Below are 19,092 nucleotides of genomic sequence, written 5' to 3' on the forward strand. Positions count from 1 at the left end.
CGCAATCACCCGCACAAAACCGGCCCATTCTATGCCTGTGCCGGCCATGCGGACGCCCAGGACACGATTCAGTACATTCCCACGCAATTACGGACAAGATGTTTTGTCATTCTCCATACCCGACGGTATGGAGACCCAGGCCGTCCCTGGGCTCGCCATCCCGATCGCCAACCTGTTGCACACATCTGGGAGTGGAGAAGGATGTCGAAGACTGCATACGAACAAGGACTGGACAAGAATCCGGCGAACTACGTGCCCCTGTCGCCGCTCAGCTTCATCGAGCGCACCGCCATGGTGTACCCCGCGCGCACCAGCGTCGTGCACGGCGCTCGCAGCTATACCTGGGCGCAGACCTACGAGCGCTGCCGCCGCCTGGCGAGCGCGCTGGTCGCCCACGGCGTGGGCAAGGGCGACACGGTGGCGGTGATGCTGCCCAACGTGCCGCCGATGTTCGAGGCCCACTTCGGCGTGCCGATGACGGGCGCCGTGCTCAACACGCTCAACACCCGGCTCGACGCCGAGGCCATCGCCTTCATGCTCAAGCATGGCGAGGCCAAGGTGCTGATCACCGACCCCGAGTTCGCGGGCGTGATCCGTGCCGCGCTAGAGTTGCTCGACGGCGACAAGCCGCTCGTCATCGACGCGCTCGACTCCGAATACCCGGGCACCGAGCGCGTCGGAACGCTCGAGTACGAAGAGGTCCTCGCCGGCGGCAACCCCAACTACGCCTGGCGCCTGCCGGCCGACGAGTGGGACGCGATCGCGCTCAACTACACCTCGGGCACCACCGGCAACCCCAAGGGGGTGGTCTACCACCACCGTGGCGCATATCTGAACGCCGCCTCCAACATCATCAGCTGGGGCATGCCGCAGCACTCGGTCTACCTGTGGACGCTGCCGATGTTCCACTGCAACGGCTGGTGCTTCCCGTGGACCCTGGCAGCCAACGCCGGCGTCAACGTCTGCCTGCGCAAGGTCGATCCGGCGCTCATCTTCGAGCTGATCCGCAGCCAGAAGGTCACCCACATGTGCGGCGCGCCGATCGTGTACGGCATGCTCATCAACGCCCCCGACGCACTGCGCGCCGGCATCGAGCACAGCGTTGCCGGCCTCATCGCAGGTGCCGCGCCCCCGGCCGCGATCATCGAAGGCGCCGAGCGCATCGGCTTCGACATCACCCACGTCTATGGCCTGACCGAAACCTACGGTCCGGCATCGGTGTGCGCCAAGCACCCCGAGTGGAACGAACTGCCGATCGACCGCCGCGCCGAGCGCAACGGCCGCCAGGGCGTGCGCTACCACATGCAGGAAGCAATCACCGTGCTCGACCCGACCACGATGGAGCCGGTGCCCGCCGACGGCGAGACCATGGGCGAGATCATGTTCCGCGGCAATCTGGTGATGAAGGGCTATCTCAAGAACGAGAAGGCCACGAATGAAGCCTTCGCGGGCGGCTGGTTCCACACCGGCGACCTCGCGGTCATGCACCCGGACGGCTACGTCAAGATCAAGGACCGCTCCAAGGACGTGATCATCTCCGGCGGCGAGAACATCTCCTCGCTTGAGGTCGAAGAGGTGCTGTACCGCCACCCCGCAGTGCTGACTGCCGCCGTGGTCGCCAGGCCAGACGAGAAGTGGGGCGAGGTGCCCGCCGCCTACATCGAGGTCAAGGACGGCGCCGGCGTGACCGCGGACGACATCATCGCCCACTGCCGCGAACACCTCGCTCGCTACAAGGTGCCCAAGCACATCGAGTTCTGCGTCCTGCCCAAGACCTCGACCGGCAAGATCCAGAAGTTCGCGCTGCGCGAAATGGCCAAGTCCGCCTCGGCCATCGAGTAAGCACCCCGCAAGGCCCCCCGAGACCCGGGCGGCGGCCATCGTGCCGCGGCCCGGGCCTCCCCCAGCATAACGACAACCCAAGGAAGACAAACCATGTTGATTCAGCGCCAGCACGGCGCCGAGCATCCGTATTGGCCGCTCGGCCCGTTCAAGATCCGCCTGCCCTTCATCCACTATCGCTGGGAATACCCCGAGATGGTGCAGGGCCTGTTCATGTTCGTGGTCGGCCTGGCCATGATCCCCCTGCTGCAGAAGTACCTTGGCATGCCCTACGAGGCGGCGCTCGCCTTCTGCGTCATCGCCGGCATCGGCTACATGCTGCCGGCGCTGCTCGGCGTACCGCTCGTCCCGGGCTGGATCACCCCCGCGATTCCGGTCGTCATCCTCTTCCTGCAGGGCTTCGAACCCGGCCCCGAGGCGGTGCGCGCCATGTTCGCACTGCAGATCACGGTATTCGCCATCTTCCTGATCCTGGGCATCACCGGACTGGGCAACAGGCTGGTGACGATCATCCCCAACTCGCTCAAGAGCGGCATCATCATCGGCGCCGGCATCGCGGCAATGATGGGCGAACTCAAGGCCGGCGGCCGTATCGACAGCACCCCGATCTCGCTGCTGCTGGGCTCGATCGTGTCGGCCTACATCCTGTTCTCGCTGTCGTTCAAGCATATCGTCGAGACCAGCAGGTTCGCCAAGACGATCTCCAACTTCGGCATGATCCCTGGCCTCTTCGTCGCCATCCTGGTGGGCTGGGCGGTCGGTGAATATCCGCTGCCGAGCATCGAGTGGGGCATCACCCAGCCCGACTTCAAGGGCATGACCGAGTACCTGATCTTTGCCGTCGGCATGCCCAGCCTGGACATGTTCCTGCTCGCCATCCCGACCGCGATCATCGCCTACGTGATCGCCTTCGGCGACATCCTGGTCGGCTTCACGCTGTGCAAGCGCGTTGACCACCTGCGCCCGGACGAGAAGATCGAGCTCGACGTCACCCGCGTGCACCTGGTCACCGCGCTGCGTAACGGCATCCACGCCTTCTTCGCCCCCTGGCCCGGCCTCGCCGGCCCGCTGTGGACCGCCGCCCACGCCACCGTGGCCGAACGCTACGCGCTGGGTCGCAAGTCGATGGACTCGATCTTCTCCGGCGGCGGTACGTTCTGGATCACCGGCTTCGTCGCCCTCTTCATCCTGCCGCTGGTGTCCTTCTTCAAGCCGGTGCTGCCGATCGCGCTGTCGCTGACCCTGGTGCTGACGGCCTACATCTGCATCATGGTGGGCATGGAAGAGCTGAAGAACTCGACCGAACGCGGCGTGGCCGGCATCGTGGCGGTGACGCTGGCCATGCCTGATCCGAAGGCGACCGTGTACGCGGTGGTGATCGGCCTGCTGCTGTACTGGCTGATCGAGCGTCCCAACGCCGCCCAGCGCGCCAAGCAGGACCTGTCGATCATCGGCGACAACACGGCCGACATCGAAGCCGGCGATGAGCACGGCGTGGCCAGGAAGTAATCGTCAAATCGGATCGCACGCTGCGCTGGGGCCCGCCCCGGCGCAGGCGGCCGCCGAGGGGGCTGGAGCTGTTAGCAGAAACGCTACCAGCCCAGCCCTTTTCTCATCAGCAGCAGCACCGCCATGCCGAGGATGAAGGGCAGCCAGGGGTTGCGCCAGCGCACGGCCACGGCAACCACCACGATGCCGGCGGCGAGCTTGGGGTTGAAGGGATCGAAGCTGCCGCCATCGAGCAACAGGTCAGGCATCACCAGCGCCGACAGCGCCGCCGCTGGCGCATAGCGCAAGGCGCGCTGCAACGCAGGCGGCAGACGGCCTTTCTCGCCGGCGAGGATGAAGCTGCCACGGGTGAGGATGGTGGTCGAGCCGATCGTCAGCAAGGTCAGCCACAGCCACAGGCCCTCGCTCATCACGCCTTCGGTCATCGCACCGCCCTCCCCGCCAGCGCGCGTTCGGCGACAAACCCGGCACCGATGCCGAGCGCGATGCCGGCGATCAGGCCAAGACGCAACGGCAGCTCACGCAACAACACCGCGCCCAGGCCGCCGACCAGGGCTGCTACCCACATCGGGCGCTCGCGCAACATCGGGATCATCATCACCATCAGCGCGATCGTGGTCATGAACTCGAGCGACCAGTCGCCCGGAATCACGCCGGCCCCCAGCACGCCTCCCAGCACGCAGCACTGCCACAGCGCCCAGCAGTACAGCGAGGGCACGATGTAATAGCCCCAGCGCCAGTGCGGATCGTCCGCCTTGTGCAGCTTCTCGGCGCCGATCGCGAACATGCCATCGACCAGCAGGTAGCTCGACGCGAGGCGGCGCATGAAGGGGTGGCCGTGGAACACCGGCGCCAGTGCCGCGCTGAAGATGACGAAGCGCAGGTTGAGCACCAGCGCGGTAAGGAAGATCAGCCACAGCGGCGCGCCGCTGCCGATCAGCGGCAGCGTACCGAGTTGGGCCGTGCCGGCATAGACCAGCAGGTTCATGCCCATGGCCTCGAGCGGCGACAGCCCGATCGAGCGCATGGCGATGCCGGTGACCACGGCCCAAGGCACGAGACCGACCGAAAGCGGCAAGAAGTCGCGCATGCCCTCGCGGGCACCGCGGCGGAAGGACGATTCCATGAGGCGTGGGTGCAAAAAGCGTCCAAGCATAACAGGCCCGCGCGACAAGTCGACGCTCACACCAGGCGCATCGCCCTCCCGTAGGAGCGGCGCCAGCCGCGAGCCTTTCGCGCGGCGCCAATGCGCGATGTCGCCTTCAACACCTCGCGGCTCGCGCCGCTCCCACGGCACCCCACAGCACTGCGCGCGCCGCTGCACGTGTGTGCGCTCAAGGCCTTACAAGCACTCAGAACCCGAGCGCCTCGCCCGCACCGAACAGTGTCGCAATACCAAGGCCGAGGAAGATCGCTGCAGCAATGCCATGCACCAGCCGTACCGGCATGCGCGCGGCGATGCGGTCGCCGAGTACCACCGCCGGCACGTTGGCGATCATCATGCCCAGCGTAGTGCCTGCGACCACCGCAACCAGGGCCTGGTACTGCGCGGCCAGCGCCACGGTGGCGACCTGCGTCTTGTCGCCCATCTCGGCAAGGAAGAAGGCGATCAGGGTGGCACCAAAGACACCAAGACGCGGCAGCTTGGCGTCGTCTTCATCGAGCTTGTCGGGGATCAGCGTCCATACCGCCATCGCGATGAAGGACAGGCCCAGCACCCAGCGCAGGGTCTGCGGCCCCATCAGGGTGGTGAGCCAGGTGCCGACCGCAGCGGCGAAGGCATGATTCGCCAGGGTGGCGACCAGGATGCCGGCGATGATCGGCCATGGGCGGCGGAACTTGGCGGCAAGGATGAAGGCGAGCAGCTGCGTCTTGTCGCCGATCTCGGCAAGGGCGACGATGGCAGTGGAGATGAGGAAGGCGTCCATTCGATTCCAGTCCTGGCCGGCAGAACACCCATGACCCCGCGCCACCCCGGCCATTGACGGCAGCAGCAGGGTCAAAGGTCTTGCCAGGTCCATGGACCCGTGCGCACCACGGCCGGACGGCCGAGCATGTTGGCGCGCACCCCTCCCGAGCTCCGGAGGGCGGCTACTCCCCAATGACGGCGCGGATTCTAGCCGAGCCCGCACACAGGGTCAAAGCGAAGTCGCCAACAAGCCAACAAACCAAGGGGAAATCGGGGTCTGTCCCCTACGCCCGCTTTAAGGGCGCCGTGGCCAGAAGATCACCCCGCCTGGCCGCGCTGCATCGCCATGCGATACACCAAGGGCACGGCGAACAAGGTCAGCACGGTCGAGAAGCCCAAGCCCCACACGATACTCGCCGCGACCGGCCCCCACATCAGCGACTTGCCGCCGAGGCCGATGGCGAGCGAGAACAGACCGCCGATGGTGGTGGTCGAGGTGATCAGGATCGGCACCACGCGCCGACGCGCGGCATAGATCGCGGCGTGCTGCACGCTCATGCCTGCGGCACGGCGCTCGTTGGCGGCGTCGATGAGGACGATCGCCGAGTTCACCGCAATGCCGGTGAGCGCAATCACGCCGTACAGGGTGTACAGCGACAGCGGATTACCCGACACCAGCAGGCCGAGGACGACGCCGGTGAAAGCCAGCGGCACGGTGACGAGGATGATGAAGGGCTGCCAGTAGCTGCGGAACTGGGCGGCCAGAATCAGGTAGATCAGGCCAAGGCCCAGCAGGAACAGGCGCCCCATCGAATCGAGACTTTCCTGGATGTCCTCGAGCTCGCCCGAGAAATCCAGCTCCACGCCCGGATACTGCGGCTGCAGCCGCTCCCAGGCGGCCTTGAGGCGGTTGTTGGCCTCCAGCGTGTCGATCTCGCTGCGCTCGAGCTCGGCTTCGACGGTGATCGCGCGCGTCAGCTGGTAGTGGCGGATGTAGCCTTTGGACAGGCGCAGCTCGTGGTCCACCAGGTCGCCCAACTGCACGCTGCCGCCCGCACGCAGAGGCACGGGCCGCTGCAAGAGTTCGGTCACGTCGGCGAAGGGTTCGGCACGTGCGCGCACCACGACCTCGACCTTCTCGCCGGCGTCGCGCGTGGTCGCGACGATCTCGCCCTCGCCGTACAGACGCAGCAGGCGCGACACCTCGTGCGCCCCCACCCCGGCACGCGCGAGCTTCTCGCGGTTGAGCACCAGGCGCATCTCGTTGCGCCCGGCCACATCATCGTCGGTCAGGTCGCGCACGCCCGGAAGCCCGGCCACTTCGGCCATCACCGCATCGGCCGCCGCACGCAACACGGCATAGTCGTCCGACTTGACCTTCACCGACACAGGCTTGGCCGTCGGTGGTCCGCCCTTGATCTCCATGAAGGAGTAACGCGCCTCGCCGTCAAGCGCCTCGATCAGCGGACGCAACTCGGCGACGAGCTCGCCGGTGTCGCGCATGTCGCCGTTGCGTGGCGTCAGCGACACCAGCACCTGTGCGTACTGGTCGCCATAAACCGGCTCGGTGTCGGTGAACTTGAGCCCAGCATAGGGCGTGATCGAGCGCAACTCGGCAGGATCGATCGTGCGTGCCAGCACCTCGGCGGCGCGCTCGGCGGCGGCCAGCGAACGCTCGGGAGTGACGCCGGGCGGCATATCGACGCTGACGTAGAACAGACGCATCGAGTCGAAGGCGAAGAACTCCATCTTCACCCAGCCTCCGCCGACCGCCCCGCCAGCGCCTGCCATCACCATAACCAGGACGGCAACGCCCAGGCGCGGGCGGCGCAACACGCCGACCAGCGCACGCGCGTACTTCACCCGCAACCAATGGGTGAAGCGCTCGCGCAGCACCTGCGCTCGCGTGCGCCGCTGCGCGGGCCGCACCTTCAGGGCGAGGATATGCGTGGGCAGGATCCAGAACGCCTCGAAGAGGCTGATCAACAGGCCAACGGTCACAACGAAAGGCACGATGAACATGAAGCTGCCCAGGATGCCCGGCAGCAGCATCAGCGGCAGGAAGGCAGCGATGGTGGTCAGCACCGCTGCCAGCACCGGCAGCCCGACTTCGCGCACGCCACCGATTACCGCTGCATGGGGCTCGTCCCCACGTTGCAGACGGTAATAGATCGCCTCGACCACCACGACTGCATCATCGACGAGCATGCCGAGCGCGATCACCACGCCCAGCAGCACGGTGAGGTTGAGCGTCGACCCGATCAGCTCGGCGGCGATGAAGGTGCCCGCCAGCGAGAACGGTACGCCCAGCGCCACCAGCAGGGCCAGCCGCGAACCAAGGAAGATCCAGCACATCAGCAGCACCGCAGCGAGACCGAACAGCGCGTTCGACTCCATGACCCCGATCGCATGGCGCGTGGCGTGCGTCTGATCGTCGATCAGCGCCAGCTGAACGCCCTGCGCAGCGAGCAGCATGTTGCGATCGGCGGCGAACTGCTGCAGGCGCTCGACCAGCTGCAGGGTATTGGCGTCGGGCTGCTTGGTGATCGAGAACATCACCGCGGGCTGCCCGCCGTAGCTGACGAGCTGGTTCGCGCGCTCGCTGCCGCGCACCACCGCGGCGACCTCGTCGACGGCAACGCGCCCCTGCGGCGTCACCACCGCGACCTGGGCCAGCGCTTCGGGGTCGGGCGTCTTGCCTTCGAGGCGGACCAGCCATTCGCGGTCCTCAACCCTGACCCGGCCGCCGAGCGTGTTCTGGAACCAGGCCGCGACGCTATCGGAAAGCGCGATCGGCGACAGCCCTGCCGCCGCCAGCCGTGCCGGATCGAAATCGACCTGTAGTTGCGGGTCGTCCAGCCCGGCCGCGATCACCTGATCAACGCCGGCCAGGCCCTCTATCTCCTTCTTGAGCACGAAGCCTGCACGCCGCAGGCGCTCGCCGCCGCTGCCGTGCAGCACCATCACGGCGGTCGGAAACCCGTTCGAACTGGTGATCTCGAGCACCATCGGGTCGGTCGCATCGGGCGGCAACTCCGCCGCCGCCTTGTTCTGGATCTCGCGCCGCAGGTCGTTCACGCGCTTGTCGAACTGGCGCTCGGAGACCTCCTCGAAGCGCACCAGGATCGACGACATGCCCTCGCGGCTGGACGAGGACACGAAACGGATGTCCTTGACCTGCTTGATCGCATCCTCCAGCGGCCCGGTGAGCTCGCGCTCGACATCCTCGGCCGAGGCCCCGGGCAGGCTGGTCATGATGCTGACCCAGTTGAAGTTGATCTCCGGATCCTGCGCGCGCGGCATGGTGAGATAGGCGAACAGGCCCGCCACCAGCACCAGGATGAAGGTGATGTTGGCCAGCGGATGGTTGTCGATCAGCCGGCCATAAACGCCGCCGCCATGATCACCGCGCATCGGCGCACTCACTGCGCTTCCGCCGCGCGCTCGGCGTGCAGGTCGAGCGCGAAGCGCCCGTCGTCGACGAGTTCGGTCGCCAACGGCCAATCCACCGCCAACGGCCGGCCCGCCTGAGCCTGCGGCAAGGGCATGAACTGCGGCTGGCCATCGCGAACGACCCAGGCACCCAGCACGCCCTCGCGCTGCTGCAGGTAAGCCGCGGGCAGGTGCGGGTCCGTGCTGCGCCAGCGCAACTCGCCCGCCAGGCCGGGGGCGAGCGCACTTGCCGCCACCAGCACCGCCTCACGCACCTGGCCCGCGGTTTCTACAACAGGCGAGATACGCCGCACCGACAACTCATGGGCGGCGTCGCCGACATGCAGTCGCCAGGCCTGGGCGCGCTCGAAAGCCTCGACCTGGCTGGCCGGTACACGGGCGCGGACCTCGACCTCATCGCTTGCCGCCAGGGTGAGCAAAGGCATGCCCGGGCTTGCCAGGTCGCCTACGCTGGCGCTGCGGCTGCGCACGACACCCGCGTAGGGCGCACGTACCACGCAGCGCGCAAGGGCAAGCTCGGCGGACGCGACCGAAGCCGCGGCCGCAGCACGCTCGCTCTCGAGCACGCCGACCTCGGTCTCGCGGATGCGCAAGCCGTCGGCACTGATGAAACCGCGCGCTGCCAGCGCACGCGCCTGTGCAAGCTGGGCACGCGCCAGCTCGATGCGGCTATCGACCAGGGCGCGCTGGGCGCGGGCGCGTTCGAGTTCGATGCGGTAGGCCGCATCATCCAGACGCACCAGCACTGCACCGCGCGCAACGGCCTCACCCTCTCGCACCGGCATGGCAAGGATACGTGCGGAAACCTCGGCGGCGATGCCGGCTTCGTCACGCGCGTGGACTGCAGCGGGTATGCGGAACTCGGGGTAAAGGGCGATCTCGGACAGGGGTTTCGCGTTCCACTCAGTCGCCAACGACAGCGTGGGAAGCAACAGCAACACGACAGCGAGGACTCTCATCGCAGCTCTAGGTGGTCATTTGTGAAGGCCTGGCCACGACCGCGACGGCAAGTTAAGCCAGCCTCAGCGTTGGTCGATGACGTGAAAACCCAGGGTGGGCGCGGTGAAATCGTCGGGCGTCGCACCGAGCCCGATCTCGCCATCGCCATACAGGGTACAGGTGTCGCGCCGCAGGGCCACCGGCGCGGATGCCGACGCAAAGCGAACCCAGCTGCCGTTGCTGCTGAAGTCGGTGAACACGCACTGACCGCCAGTCCACTCGATACGCGCATGGCGGCGCGACACACGCGGATCGTCGATGGAGAAGCCAACGCCATCGCCACGACCTATGACCAGCGGGCCATCGTCAGGATGGAGCTCGATACGCTGGTCGAGGCGCTCGATATCGATGCGCTGCACCGAGACCGGCCCATCGATGAGTTCCTGGAAACCAAGCATGGTGGTAAGCGTGGTCTCGGCGGTGCGACTGAAATCCACCCGCCACACCCGCAACGGCTCGGCCTTGCCCTTGATGCTGATGCGATCGAGGCTGTGGCAACCAAGGCGCATCGCGTCGGGCAAGCTGTCGAAGACGCTCTCGCCGATGAGAATCTCTCCCGCCTGGGCACGGTCGCTCAGGCGGGCGGCCACGTTGACCGCATCGCCGTAGCAATCGCCGCCATGCTCGACGATCGAACCGCGCGCGACCCCCGTCTTGATCCCCAGCGGTGCGCGTTCGGTCTCGCCATGCGTGAGCTCGCGCACGACCTCGGGCATGTTCGCAGCAGCCTGAACCGCGGCGACCGTGTCGTCGAACAGCACCAGCACGCCGTCGCCCAGGTACTTGACGACGCGCCCCCCGGCGCATGCCAGATGGCGACCGAGCGCGTGCATGCGGCGAGTGACGATCTGCGTCGCCGCCACATTGCCCGCCGTCTCGAACAGCCCGGTGCTGCCCGTAAGATCGGCGAATACCACGGTCCTGACCGATTGCTCCACACGCCTCCTCATTCTGTCGCCGGACGCGCAGACGGGCGCCCCGGGCAGAGGGGGCGCGCATTCGCAGCATCGCGGAATGCGTGATGCTAGCACTAAGGCTTGAAGACGTCATCGCTGAAGGTGCCGCCGCCGACATGCGCATCGCGCCCTGCACAAAGCGCATCTCGGTGCAGGGCCGCACCGTGGGGGACATCCCCACTGGAAGCGCACGCGAAAGCACCGTAGTCTCGCTCGATGCCAGGGGCAAGCCGCCGCACAAGCCGGGACTCAGCATGCACACCACAGCAAAATACAGATTATTCAATGCCTTGCTCGCACTCAAACAGCTGCAGGCGGATCTGAAAGACGCCCTCAAGATCGGGCTTGCCGCGCTGCTGTGCCTGGTGCCGAGTGCCCGCGCGGCCGATGTCGTGCGCCTTGCCGCGGTCGACATGCCGCCGTACCTGGGCGCCCATATCGAGCGCCAGGGGTATGCGGTCGAACTCGTTCGCCGCGTGCTGGCGCAGAGCGGCCTGGAGGTCGAGATCCGTTTCTACCCGGCTGCACGCGCGCTCGCCCTTGCCGAGTCCGGCAAGGTGGATGGCGTGCTGCCGATCGTGGGCGCCAACGCCGGAAGCCGCATGCTGCAACTGAGTGCACCCTTCCCTGGACTCAATCTCGGCCTGCTCAAGCGACGCCAGGATATCGTCCCGTATCCTGAGGATGCAGATCGCCGCCCAACAGTTGCACTCCGGGACCTGGCAACGCTGCGTATCGGCATGCTCAAGGGCGCGAAACTACCGGCGGAAGTCGACGCTGCGGTTTCGCCGACGCGCGAATACGTCGCCTCCGACCTGCAGAACCTGGACAAGCTCGCGCTCGGCCGCATCGACCTCATGCTGGTCGACAAGTACCGTGCGAGCGACCTGATGGTACTGCACCGCCCCCATCTGATCGGACAGTTGGAGTTTCTCGATCCGGCGTTGTTTCCGACCCCGTTCCACGTTGGCTGGTCTACGCAGTCACCCCGCCACAAGGCCCTGGCTGCAGCCTTCGACCAAACCCTTGCGGCGATGGCCGCTGCCGGTGAGTTGCGGGAGATCCTGTTCAGCCATGGCCTGCGCGCCAACGACACGGCCAGCGGGCACGCTGCGCGCCTGACGATCGGCACGGTGAACAATCCCGACATGCTGGTGATGAAGCGCCTGTCCGCCGAATTCGAGCGCGCCAACCCGGACATCACGCTCGACTGGCGCGTAATCGACGAGACCGTCCTGCGCACTCGCCTGATGACCGACCTGGCGATCGCCGACGGCCAGTTCGACATCATGACCATCGGCTCGTATGAGACGCCGCTGTGGGGGCAACGCGGCTGGCTCGAGCCACTCACCGACCTCCCGGCCGACTACCAGGAGGCCGACCTGCTTGCATCGGTGCGCGCCAGCCTGAGCCACGACGGAACGCTCTACGCCCTGCCGTTCTATGCCGAAAGCTCGATGACCTACTACCGGCGAGACCTGTTCGAGCGCGCCGGCCTCACCATGCCGGCGCGCCCGACGTACGCGGACATCGAGCGTCTCGCCAGCGCCCTCGACGACCCCGGGGCCGGCGTGCGCGGTGTCTGCCTACGCGGCAAGATCGGCTGGGGCGAGAGCGTCGCGGTCATCGCTCCCATGGTCAACACCCATGGCGGACGCTGGTTCGACGAGCACTGGCAACCGGAGGTCGACACGCCTGCCTGGCAGCGGGCAATCGAACTCTACGTGAGGCTTCTGCAGCGCCACGGGCCAAGCGACGCCAGCGAGCGCGGCTACCGCGAAACCCTGCAACTCTTCGCTGACGGGCATTGCGCAATCTGGATCGACGCCACGGTCGCCGCGGGCCTCCTCTACGACCCGCAGCAATCGAAGGTCGCGGCCCAGGTCGGCCATGCACCGGCCCCAGTGGGCAGCGTGGAGCTCGGCGAGCACTGGTTATGGAGTTGGGCGCTCGCGATACCTGCAACGTCGACACGCAAGGCCCACGCCCGACGCTTCCTCGAGTGGGCGACCTCGCAGACCTATGCCGAGCGTGTCGGCGAACAGGTAGGGTGGGTTGCAGCCCCCCCCGGCACACGGCTATCGACCTACGCCAGGCCGGAATACCAGGCCGCGGCCCCCTTTGCGGACTTCGTGCTGGCATCGATCCGGGACGCCGACGACGCGCTGCCAGGCCGTCACTACCGCGGCATCCAGTTCGTCTCCATCCCCGAATTCCCGGCCATCGGACATGCGCTCGCGGTGGAGGTGAATCGTGCCCTGAACGGCAAGATCAGCGTCCAGCAGGCGTTGCGCAACGCCCAGATCGAGATCCGACGCATCCTGGAGGCAGCAGGTTACTACGCCGCCCCTGCCACTAGCGGCTGAGGCGCAGCCGGAATCAGTCGGCGTAGCGGGCGCGGATATCCTCGATCTCGGCGCGGAGGGAAACGAAGCTGGCCGCAAGCACGGGGTCGAAGTGCTGCCCCGCCTGGGCCTGGATATGGGCAAGGGCGTCGTCCACCGACCACGCCTTCTTGTAGGGCCGAACCGAGGTCAGCGCGTCGAAGACATCTGCAACCGCGACGATACGGCCCGCCAGCGGGATCGCCTCGCCAGCCAGCCCACGCGGATAACCACTGCCGTCCCACTTCTCATGGTGGCTGACCGCAACGGTGGTCGCCAGCGCCAGCAGTTCGGAACCTTCCGGATCACCGATGATGTGGGCGCCGATCGCGGCATGCGTCTTCATCACCTCCCACTCCTCCGCGGTCAGCTTGCCAGGCTTGCCAAGGATGTGATCAGGAATCCCGATCTTGCCGATGTCGTGCATCGGCGCCGCATTGAAGAGCAGCTCGCTCCAGGCCGCGTCCTGCTGCAGGGCGCGGGCCAGGCTGCGCGCGTAATGGCTCATGCGCACCACGTGCTTGCCGGTCTCGTCATCCTTGAACTCGGCGGCATTGCACAGGTTACGGATGATCTTGATGCTGGCATGGTTGAGTTGCCGCGTGCGCTCACGCACCTGCGCCTCGAGTTGCAGGGTGTGGCGATTGGCCGCAAGGTGGGCTGCCACTCGCGATAACACGATTCGCGGCCGTACCGGCTTGGTGATGTAATCCACCGCCCCGGCATCGAAACCATGCTCGTGATCATCCTCATCGTCACAGGCAGAGACGAAGATCACCGGAATGGCGTGGGTGCGGGGGTCCGCCTTGAGCCGTTTGCACACGGCGTAACCATCCATGTCCGGCATCATCACATCGAGCAGGACGAGGTCGGGCATCGGCTCCTGCGCCGCGATCTGCAGCGCCCGCTCGCCGCAGGTGGCGATCTTGAGGCGGTAGTGCGGACGCAGCACGCCGCGCAGGACCTCGATATTGGTCGGCACGTCGTCGACGATCAGCAGCAGTGGTTTGATGGCTTGTTCAGGCATGTTCATCTCGGTTCTTCCTTACCCGGCTCGGCAGCGCCGCCCACGACACCCCAGGCTTCTGCCAGCCGATCCAGCTCCGCCAGCGCTTGATCAAAGGCATACCCCTCGACCAGCCCCGCCAGGCGCTCACAGCCGGCCTCGGCCCGCGCATCGCTCAGGCACGCACGCAACTCGATGACCGCCTCGACCGCGTCGGCATCCGCTGACTCGAGCAAGCAGCGCAAGCTCGCGATGCGCTCGCTCAGCGTCGCCGTACCCGTATAGGCCCTGCTGCCCGAACCCGGTGCCGGAAGGTTCTCGATACGCGCGCTCAGACGCTCCAGCGCCGCACATAGCGCGGCAACCTCGGTCTGCAGCAAGGCGCTGCCGCACTCGCGGCTGCACGCTTCCAGCCGTGTCGCAAAGACCTGGGCTTCAGCCGCGCCGAGCACCGCCGTCTCGCCCTTGATACGGTGCGCGAGCCCCCGCAAGGCCTCACGATCGCCCGCGGCCGCCGCCGCACGCAACCGCGCAACGAGGTCGGCCGAATTGCCCGCGTGGAGCGCAAGCAGGCGGCGCTGCAACATGCCATTGCCACCAGCAAGCTTGAGGCCATGCTCGAGGTCGAGCACAACGGGGGCATCCCCTGCCTTCTCTCCAGGCCGTGCCACGTCCTGCCCCGCTCCGCCCGCGCCCAATTTGCCCCTGCCACACCAGCGTAGGATCGTGGTCAACATCAGGTCGACATCGATCGGTTTGACGAGATGGTCGTTCATACCCGCAGCCTGCGTCAGCGCACGCTCTTCGGGGAGGGCGCCCGCCGTCATCGCGATGATGGGCAGCGCCGCGAAGCGCGCCTGCGCGCGCAGGCGGCGAGTCGCCTCCAGGCCATCCATGTGTGGCATCTGGACATCCATGAGCACGCAGTCGCAGGCCGGCCCAGGATCGAGCTGCCGCAAGGCCTGCTCGCCATCGCCCGCGGTCAGAACCTCGGCGCCCGCACGCGCAAGCATCTCGAGCGCGAGCTCCTGGTTGATCGGGTTGTCCTCGACCAGCAGGATGCGCAAGCCGGTGAGCGAGCGACTGCCCGGTCGTGGCTGCAGCCCCGCCTGCGGCAGATCGGAAGAGGCATCGGCGCCGAGCGCCGACTGGATCGCCTCGAGCAAGGTCGACGGACTCGCCGGTTTGGGCAGAATGGCCCCCACCTGCACATCGGCACAAGCAGCCCTGAGCGCTTCGACACCGAAGGCACTGACCATGATGATGGCCCGTGGGTGTGCAACCTCCTCGTCATGCTGGATGGCCCTGACCAGTTCCACACCGTCCATGCCGGGCATGCGCCAGTCCGTGATCAACAAGTCGAAGGGTGGCGCCCCTCGCATCATCGCAAGCGCATCCCGCGCACAGGCCGCACACTCGACCTCAGCCTGCATCGAGGCTAGCTGGGCAGCCAGCACCTCACGCGCCTCGGGATGGTCGTCCACCACCAGCACCCGGCTCTTGTGCAATCCGGCCCAGGCCATTGCCGCGCGCGGAGTCTGATCGGACTGGACGACAGCAGGCACGGCAAAGGCGAACACGCTGCCGCGCCCGGGCTGGCTGGACACATCGATCCGCCCGCCCATCAACTCGACGAGGTGACGCGAGATTGTCAAGCCAAGGCCGGTGCCACCAAAACGGCGAGAGATCGAGCCATCTCCCTGACTGAAGGGCTTGAACAACTGCGCGAGCTGCGCCTCATCGATACCGATGCCGCTATCCTCAACCTCGAAGCGCAGCAAGACCTCCCCCGCAAGAGCTGGCTCGCAGCGGCAGCGTACGACCACCTGGCCGTGCTCGGTGAACTTGATCGCATTGCTCACCAGGTTGATCAGCACCTGCGTCAGCCGCAGCGGATCGCCGACAAGCCGGCGGGGAACATCCGGCGCAACATCGAACAGCAACTCGAGCGACTTCTCCTCGGCCTTCAGGCCGAGCATGGCGGCCAGATCGTCAAGCACGCGGTCGAGGTCCAGATCGACCTGCTCGACACGCAAGTTGCCGCTCTCGATCTTCGAGAAATCGAGGATGTCGTTGATGATGCCGAGCAGGGACAGTGCGGCAGCATTGGCCTTCTGGATGAAATTGCGCTGCCTCGGCTCGAGCTCGCACTGCAGCGCCAGTTGCGTCATGCCTATGATCGCGTTCATCGGGGTGCGGATCTCGTGGCTCATGTTGGCCAGGAACTGGCTCCGCGCCGCAGCGGCCGCCTCGGCATTGACCCGGGCGCTGATCAGGGCCTGCTCGGCCTCCTTGCGCTGCGAGATATCCGTCGCAAAGCTGATGAAATCGCCTTCGTGACCCGCGTCCGCGGCCTGGCGATAGATCATGAACTCCACCGCCAGCGCACTGCCATCCCGCCTGTGAACAGTGGCCTCGATACGCTGATGACTGGCCTCGCCGCCGCTCGGTGCGACAACCACGCTGGCGTCGATGGCCGGAGCCAGATCGGTGATCGGCCTGCCCAGAAGTTGGTCGCGCCCATACCCGTAGAGCCTGCACGCATGGTCGTTGACGTAGCTGATCCGCCCACTGCCGGCCTCGTACCACTGGATCGCGATACCGGCGTGGTCCATCGCGAACTGGGTCTCTTCCAGGCGCACATAGGTGGCGGCGAGCTCCTCGGTACGCTGCTCGACAAGCTCCTCCAGGTGCTCGCGATGGCGCGCGAGTTCATCCTCGGCCGTCACGCGCTCGGTAATGTCCTGCATGACACCGACGGTGATGTCCTCGAAACGCACGCCGGAAACATCGACAACCTTCACCGAGCCGTCGCGGCAAACGATGCGGAAGTGCCCGACCTGGACCCTGCCGGCGCCTGCCGCGGCATCAACGACAGCACGGTCCCAGGCCGCAAGCGCCGTGGCACGGTAGGCATCGTCGGGGTAGGCCTTGTCGTACCAGGCCGGGAGGTCGGGCAGTTCCTCGGCTGTATAACCGAAAGTCGCCGTAAAACACTCATTCACCAACAGGATACGGCCACTGTTTTCGGCAATGCGCAAAGGCAGCGGAAACTGCCGGGTGACGCGCTCGAAGCGGGCATTCGTGCGCTCGAGCTCGCGATTGCGTGCCGCCAACGCGCGCACCATGTTGTCGATCGAGCACTTCAGCCCATCAAGCTCGCCGAGAAAGCGCAGGTCATCGAGCGCGATCGAGCTGTCGCCAACATGCGAAATCTCGTCGGCGTAGCGCTCGACCTGGCGCAGAGGCCTGATCACCAGGCGGCGAACGACGACATAAAGACTGAGGATGAGCACGACATCGAGGACGAAGGCAAACATCAGCATGTAAAGCCGGGTTTGCGCCAGCTCGACCTCGAGCATGTCCGACGAGGCATGCAGGACCAAAGTCCCGATGCGCTCGCCGCCAAAACTGATCGCGCGCGCCTGCTCATGCAGGCCGGCAGTGGCGTAAGGCAGGCTCATGCGCTGTGCAGCGCCGTCGCCGTCACGCCCAAAGATGAGCGTCTGCGCATCGATCTCAACCACGACGCCGGCAATGTCCGGATCGCGCAAGCGGCTATAGGCGATCTGGCCGATCTGGTCGTATTCCAGGTTCCACACCGGCGGCACGAGCGCCGAAGCCAATTGCTCTGCGGCAAGATTGAGACGATCTTCGAAAGTCCGCCAACGCTCGGCGCTGTAGTAGTGGAAAGCCAGCGAGCCCACCAACGCCAGCAGCGCGGTCACGATGCAGACGATGGTGGCGACGAGGACGACCGCAACCGACACACGCGGGCGGCCGCGCCAGGCAGGCGAGCTCTGCGTGTTCAGCATGGACGCACCCTCCCGCGCAGCGCACTACTCGAACGCGAGCCACCTGTCATTGCCCCCTCCACCCAGGCACGGCCCGGAATGCAGTGCATCAGACCATGATGCACGCATGACTGCAAGCGCGCATCCCGCACGCGCATGCGGCACACACGGCTACCGGCAGAGTCCCATTGTAGTCAGCGCAGCTGCAAGCATGGGCGCCACGCTGACGACATTGCTCGGGTGGGCGATGCAGTCGGTACTCCACACCTGCTCGACGCCTGCGCCATGGATCAGTTCGAGCGCCCCATCGGCAAACAGGGCGTGGGTGACGGCGACATCGACCGATGCGGCGCCGGCTGCGCGCAACTGCCGCGCCGCTTCGGCGAGCGTGTGCCCCGAGCTGGCCACGTCGTCCAGGAGCACGACCGCGCGCCCGGCCACGGCGGCCCCTTCCGGCAACGCAATGTCGACGCGGCGGTCATCATGGCGGACCTTGGTGCACACCATGAAGTCCAGGCCCTGCTCGCGCGCAGCAAGCTCGACCCACTGCCTCGACTCCGCATCCGGTCCTGCCAGCAGCGGCCGCTCGCGCCGCTCGGCAGCGAGCGCACCCAGCAGCCCGGCCCCTGACAGGGCAACCGCATGTGGGACAGGGATCGCCTCGGCCAGGGTCGCGACGCGATGCAGGTGGGGATCGACCGTGACCACGGCGTCGAACAGGCCCGCCAGAAAGTCGCCAACCACGCGCTGGCTGACGACCTCGCCACTGCAAAAGGCCATGTCCTGACGCATGTAGGCCATGTAGGGGGCCACCAAGCTCAGGTGCCGCGCCCCCAGACGGCCGGCCGTACGCGCGACCAGCAGCAACTCGAGCAGCTTCTCGTTCGGGCGATAAAGACTGCGGTAGAGCAGGACGCTCGGCGGCAGCCTGGCCGGCAGGCGCAAGCGCAACTCGTCGTCGGGAAAGCGGTGGCGTTCGATCAACTGCAGGTCCAGCCCCGCAGCCTGCGCCAGACGCCCGGCCTGCTCGGCCTCGTCTTCGAAATGCAGGAGCACGGTCTCTTCACTCATCATCGTTACAAGCCTACTCCCCTGTTGCCCCCCCTTGAAGAGTCCGTAGCCGCCCTGGCGCCAAGGATTTCACACGAACGGACAAGAGGGCCTCGCGGCTCGCCTCGCCAGCCCGCGAACCTCCCCATTCACGCGGTTTGACAAAGCGCCCACCGGCAACTAAACCGAT

General features: G+C 66.5%; 12 protein-coding genes and 1 riboswitch. Of the genes, 3 read left to right on the top strand and 9 right to left on the bottom strand.

Annotation, left to right across the window (positions count from 1 at the left end):
* Positions 1 to 201: 201 nt before the first annotated feature.
* Positions 202 to 1,842, top strand: coding sequence for an acyl-CoA synthetase (locus P7F68_RS02410; RefSeq protein ID WP_002941613.1), 1,641 nt, complete (start codon positions 202 to 204; stop codon positions 1,840 to 1,842).
* 93 nt (positions 1,843 to 1,935) lie between these two features.
* Positions 1,936 to 3,351: a solute carrier family 23 protein gene (locus tag P7F68_RS02415; RefSeq protein ID WP_002929559.1), complete on the top strand. Its 1,416-nt coding sequence runs from the start codon at positions 1,936 to 1,938 to the stop codon at positions 3,349 to 3,351.
* Between the two features lie 83 nt (positions 3,352 to 3,434).
* On the opposite strand, the gene P7F68_RS02420 is transcribed toward P7F68_RS02415, so the two are convergent.
* The 6 genes from P7F68_RS02420 to P7F68_RS02445 all read right to left on the bottom strand — a co-directional run bounded on the left by P7F68_RS02420 (position 3,435) and on the right by P7F68_RS02445 (position 10,650).
* Positions 3,435 to 3,776 carry an AzlD domain-containing protein gene (locus tag P7F68_RS02420; protein WP_277830366.1) on the bottom strand — a complete coding sequence of 114 codons (342 nt, stop codon included), beginning with the start codon at positions 3,774 to 3,776 and terminating at the stop codon, positions 3,435 to 3,437.
* Positions 3,773 to 4,477, bottom strand: coding sequence for an AzlC family ABC transporter permease (locus P7F68_RS02425; protein WP_277830368.1), 705 nt, complete (start codon positions 4,475 to 4,477; stop codon positions 3,773 to 3,775). Before P7F68_RS02425 ends, P7F68_RS02420 begins: the two co-directional genes overlap by 4 nt.
* Before the next feature lie 226 nt (positions 4,478 to 4,703).
* On the bottom strand, positions 4,704 to 5,279 hold the full coding sequence (locus tag P7F68_RS02430; RefSeq protein ID WP_002941602.1) for a TMEM165/GDT1 family protein: 576 nt from the start codon (positions 5,277 to 5,279) through the stop codon (positions 4,704 to 4,706).
* Positions 5,280 to 5,287: 8 nt separating this feature from the next.
* Positions 5,288 to 5,471, bottom strand: a riboswitch (yybP-ykoY riboswitch).
* A 107-nt stretch (positions 5,472 to 5,578) separates the two neighbouring features.
* Positions 5,579 to 8,674, bottom strand: coding sequence for an efflux RND transporter permease subunit (locus P7F68_RS02435; protein WP_338405584.1), 3,096 nt, complete (start codon positions 8,672 to 8,674; stop codon positions 5,579 to 5,581).
* A gap of 8 nt (positions 8,675 to 8,682) precedes the next feature.
* Positions 8,683 to 9,672 (bottom strand): efflux RND transporter periplasmic adaptor subunit, encoded by a 990-nt coding sequence (locus P7F68_RS02440; protein WP_277830372.1) that lies wholly within the window; start codon positions 9,670 to 9,672, stop codon positions 8,683 to 8,685.
* A 63-nt stretch (positions 9,673 to 9,735) separates the two neighbouring features.
* Complete coding sequence (locus P7F68_RS02445) at positions 9,736 to 10,650, bottom strand: adenylate/guanylate cyclase domain-containing protein (RefSeq protein WP_002941599.1); 915 nt, start codon at positions 10,648 to 10,650, stop codon at positions 9,736 to 9,738.
* An 83-nt stretch (positions 10,651 to 10,733) separates the two neighbouring features.
* Here P7F68_RS02445 and P7F68_RS02450 point away from each other — a divergent pair, with 83 nt between their 5' ends.
* Positions 10,734 to 13,034 (top strand): extracellular solute-binding protein, encoded by a 2,301-nt coding sequence (locus tag P7F68_RS02450; protein WP_277830376.1) that lies wholly within the window; start codon positions 10,734 to 10,736, stop codon positions 13,032 to 13,034.
* 13 nt (positions 13,035 to 13,047) lie between these two features.
* Here the strand turns inward: P7F68_RS02450 and P7F68_RS02455 are convergent, their stop codons facing one another.
* The 3 genes from P7F68_RS02455 to P7F68_RS02465 all read right to left on the bottom strand — a co-directional run bounded on the left by P7F68_RS02455 (position 13,048) and on the right by P7F68_RS02465 (position 18,923).
* Positions 13,048 to 14,085: an HD domain-containing phosphohydrolase gene (locus P7F68_RS02455; protein WP_277830378.1), complete on the bottom strand. Its 1,038-nt coding sequence runs from the start codon at positions 14,083 to 14,085 to the stop codon at positions 13,048 to 13,050.
* Positions 14,082 to 17,873, bottom strand: a complete 3,792-nt coding sequence (locus P7F68_RS02460) for a hybrid sensor histidine kinase/response regulator (RefSeq protein ID WP_277830380.1) — start codon at positions 17,871 to 17,873, stop codon at positions 14,082 to 14,084. Before P7F68_RS02460 ends, P7F68_RS02455 begins: the two co-directional genes overlap by 4 nt.
* Before the next feature lie 150 nt (positions 17,874 to 18,023).
* Complete coding sequence (locus tag P7F68_RS02465) at positions 18,024 to 18,923, bottom strand: ribose-phosphate diphosphokinase (RefSeq protein ID WP_232431631.1); 900 nt, start codon at positions 18,921 to 18,923, stop codon at positions 18,024 to 18,026.
* Positions 18,924 to 19,092 lie beyond the last annotated feature (169 nt).

Source organism: Thauera mechernichensis (assembly GCF_029588855.1).
Classification (GTDB): domain Bacteria; phylum Pseudomonadota; class Gammaproteobacteria; order Burkholderiales; family Rhodocyclaceae; genus Thauera; species Thauera mechernichensis.

What these genes read in the sequence shown, in the direction of transcription:
- P7F68_RS02410 (WP_002941613.1), top strand. Translation starts at nt 202, where the DNA reads ATGTCGAAGACTGCATACGAACAAGGACTGGACAAGAATCCGGCGAAC.
- P7F68_RS02415 (WP_002929559.1), top strand. Translation starts at nt 1,936, where the DNA reads ATGTTGATTCAGCGCCAGCACGGCGCCGAGCATCCGTATTGGCCGCTC.
- P7F68_RS02420 (WP_277830366.1), bottom strand. Translation starts at nt 3,776, where the DNA reads ATGACCGAAGGCGTGATGAGCGAGGGCCTGTGGCTGTGGCTGACCTTG.
- P7F68_RS02425 (WP_277830368.1), bottom strand. Translation starts at nt 4,477, where the DNA reads ATGGAATCGTCCTTCCGCCGCGGTGCCCGCGAGGGCATGCGCGACTTC.
- P7F68_RS02430 (WP_002941602.1), bottom strand. Translation starts at nt 5,279, where the DNA reads ATGGACGCCTTCCTCATCTCCACTGCCATCGTCGCCCTTGCCGAGATC.
- P7F68_RS02435 (WP_338405584.1), bottom strand. Translation starts at nt 8,674, where the DNA reads ATGCGCGGTGATCATGGCGGCGGCGTTTATGGCCGGCTGATCGACAAC.
- P7F68_RS02440 (WP_277830372.1), bottom strand. Translation starts at nt 9,672, where the DNA reads ATGAGAGTCCTCGCTGTCGTGTTGCTGTTGCTTCCCACGCTGTCGTTG.
- P7F68_RS02450 (WP_277830376.1), top strand. Translation starts at nt 10,734, where the DNA reads ATGCTAGCACTAAGGCTTGAAGACGTCATCGCTGAAGGTGCCGCCGCC.
- P7F68_RS02455 (WP_277830378.1), bottom strand. Translation starts at nt 14,085, where the DNA reads ATGAACATGCCTGAACAAGCCATCAAACCACTGCTGCTGATCGTCGAC.
- P7F68_RS02460 (WP_277830380.1), bottom strand. Translation starts at nt 17,873, where the DNA reads ATGCTGAACACGCAGAGCTCGCCTGCCTGGCGCGGCCGCCCGCGTGTG.
- P7F68_RS02465 (WP_232431631.1), bottom strand. Translation starts at nt 18,923, where the DNA reads ATGAGTGAAGAGACCGTGCTCCTGCATTTCGAAGACGAGGCCGAGCAG.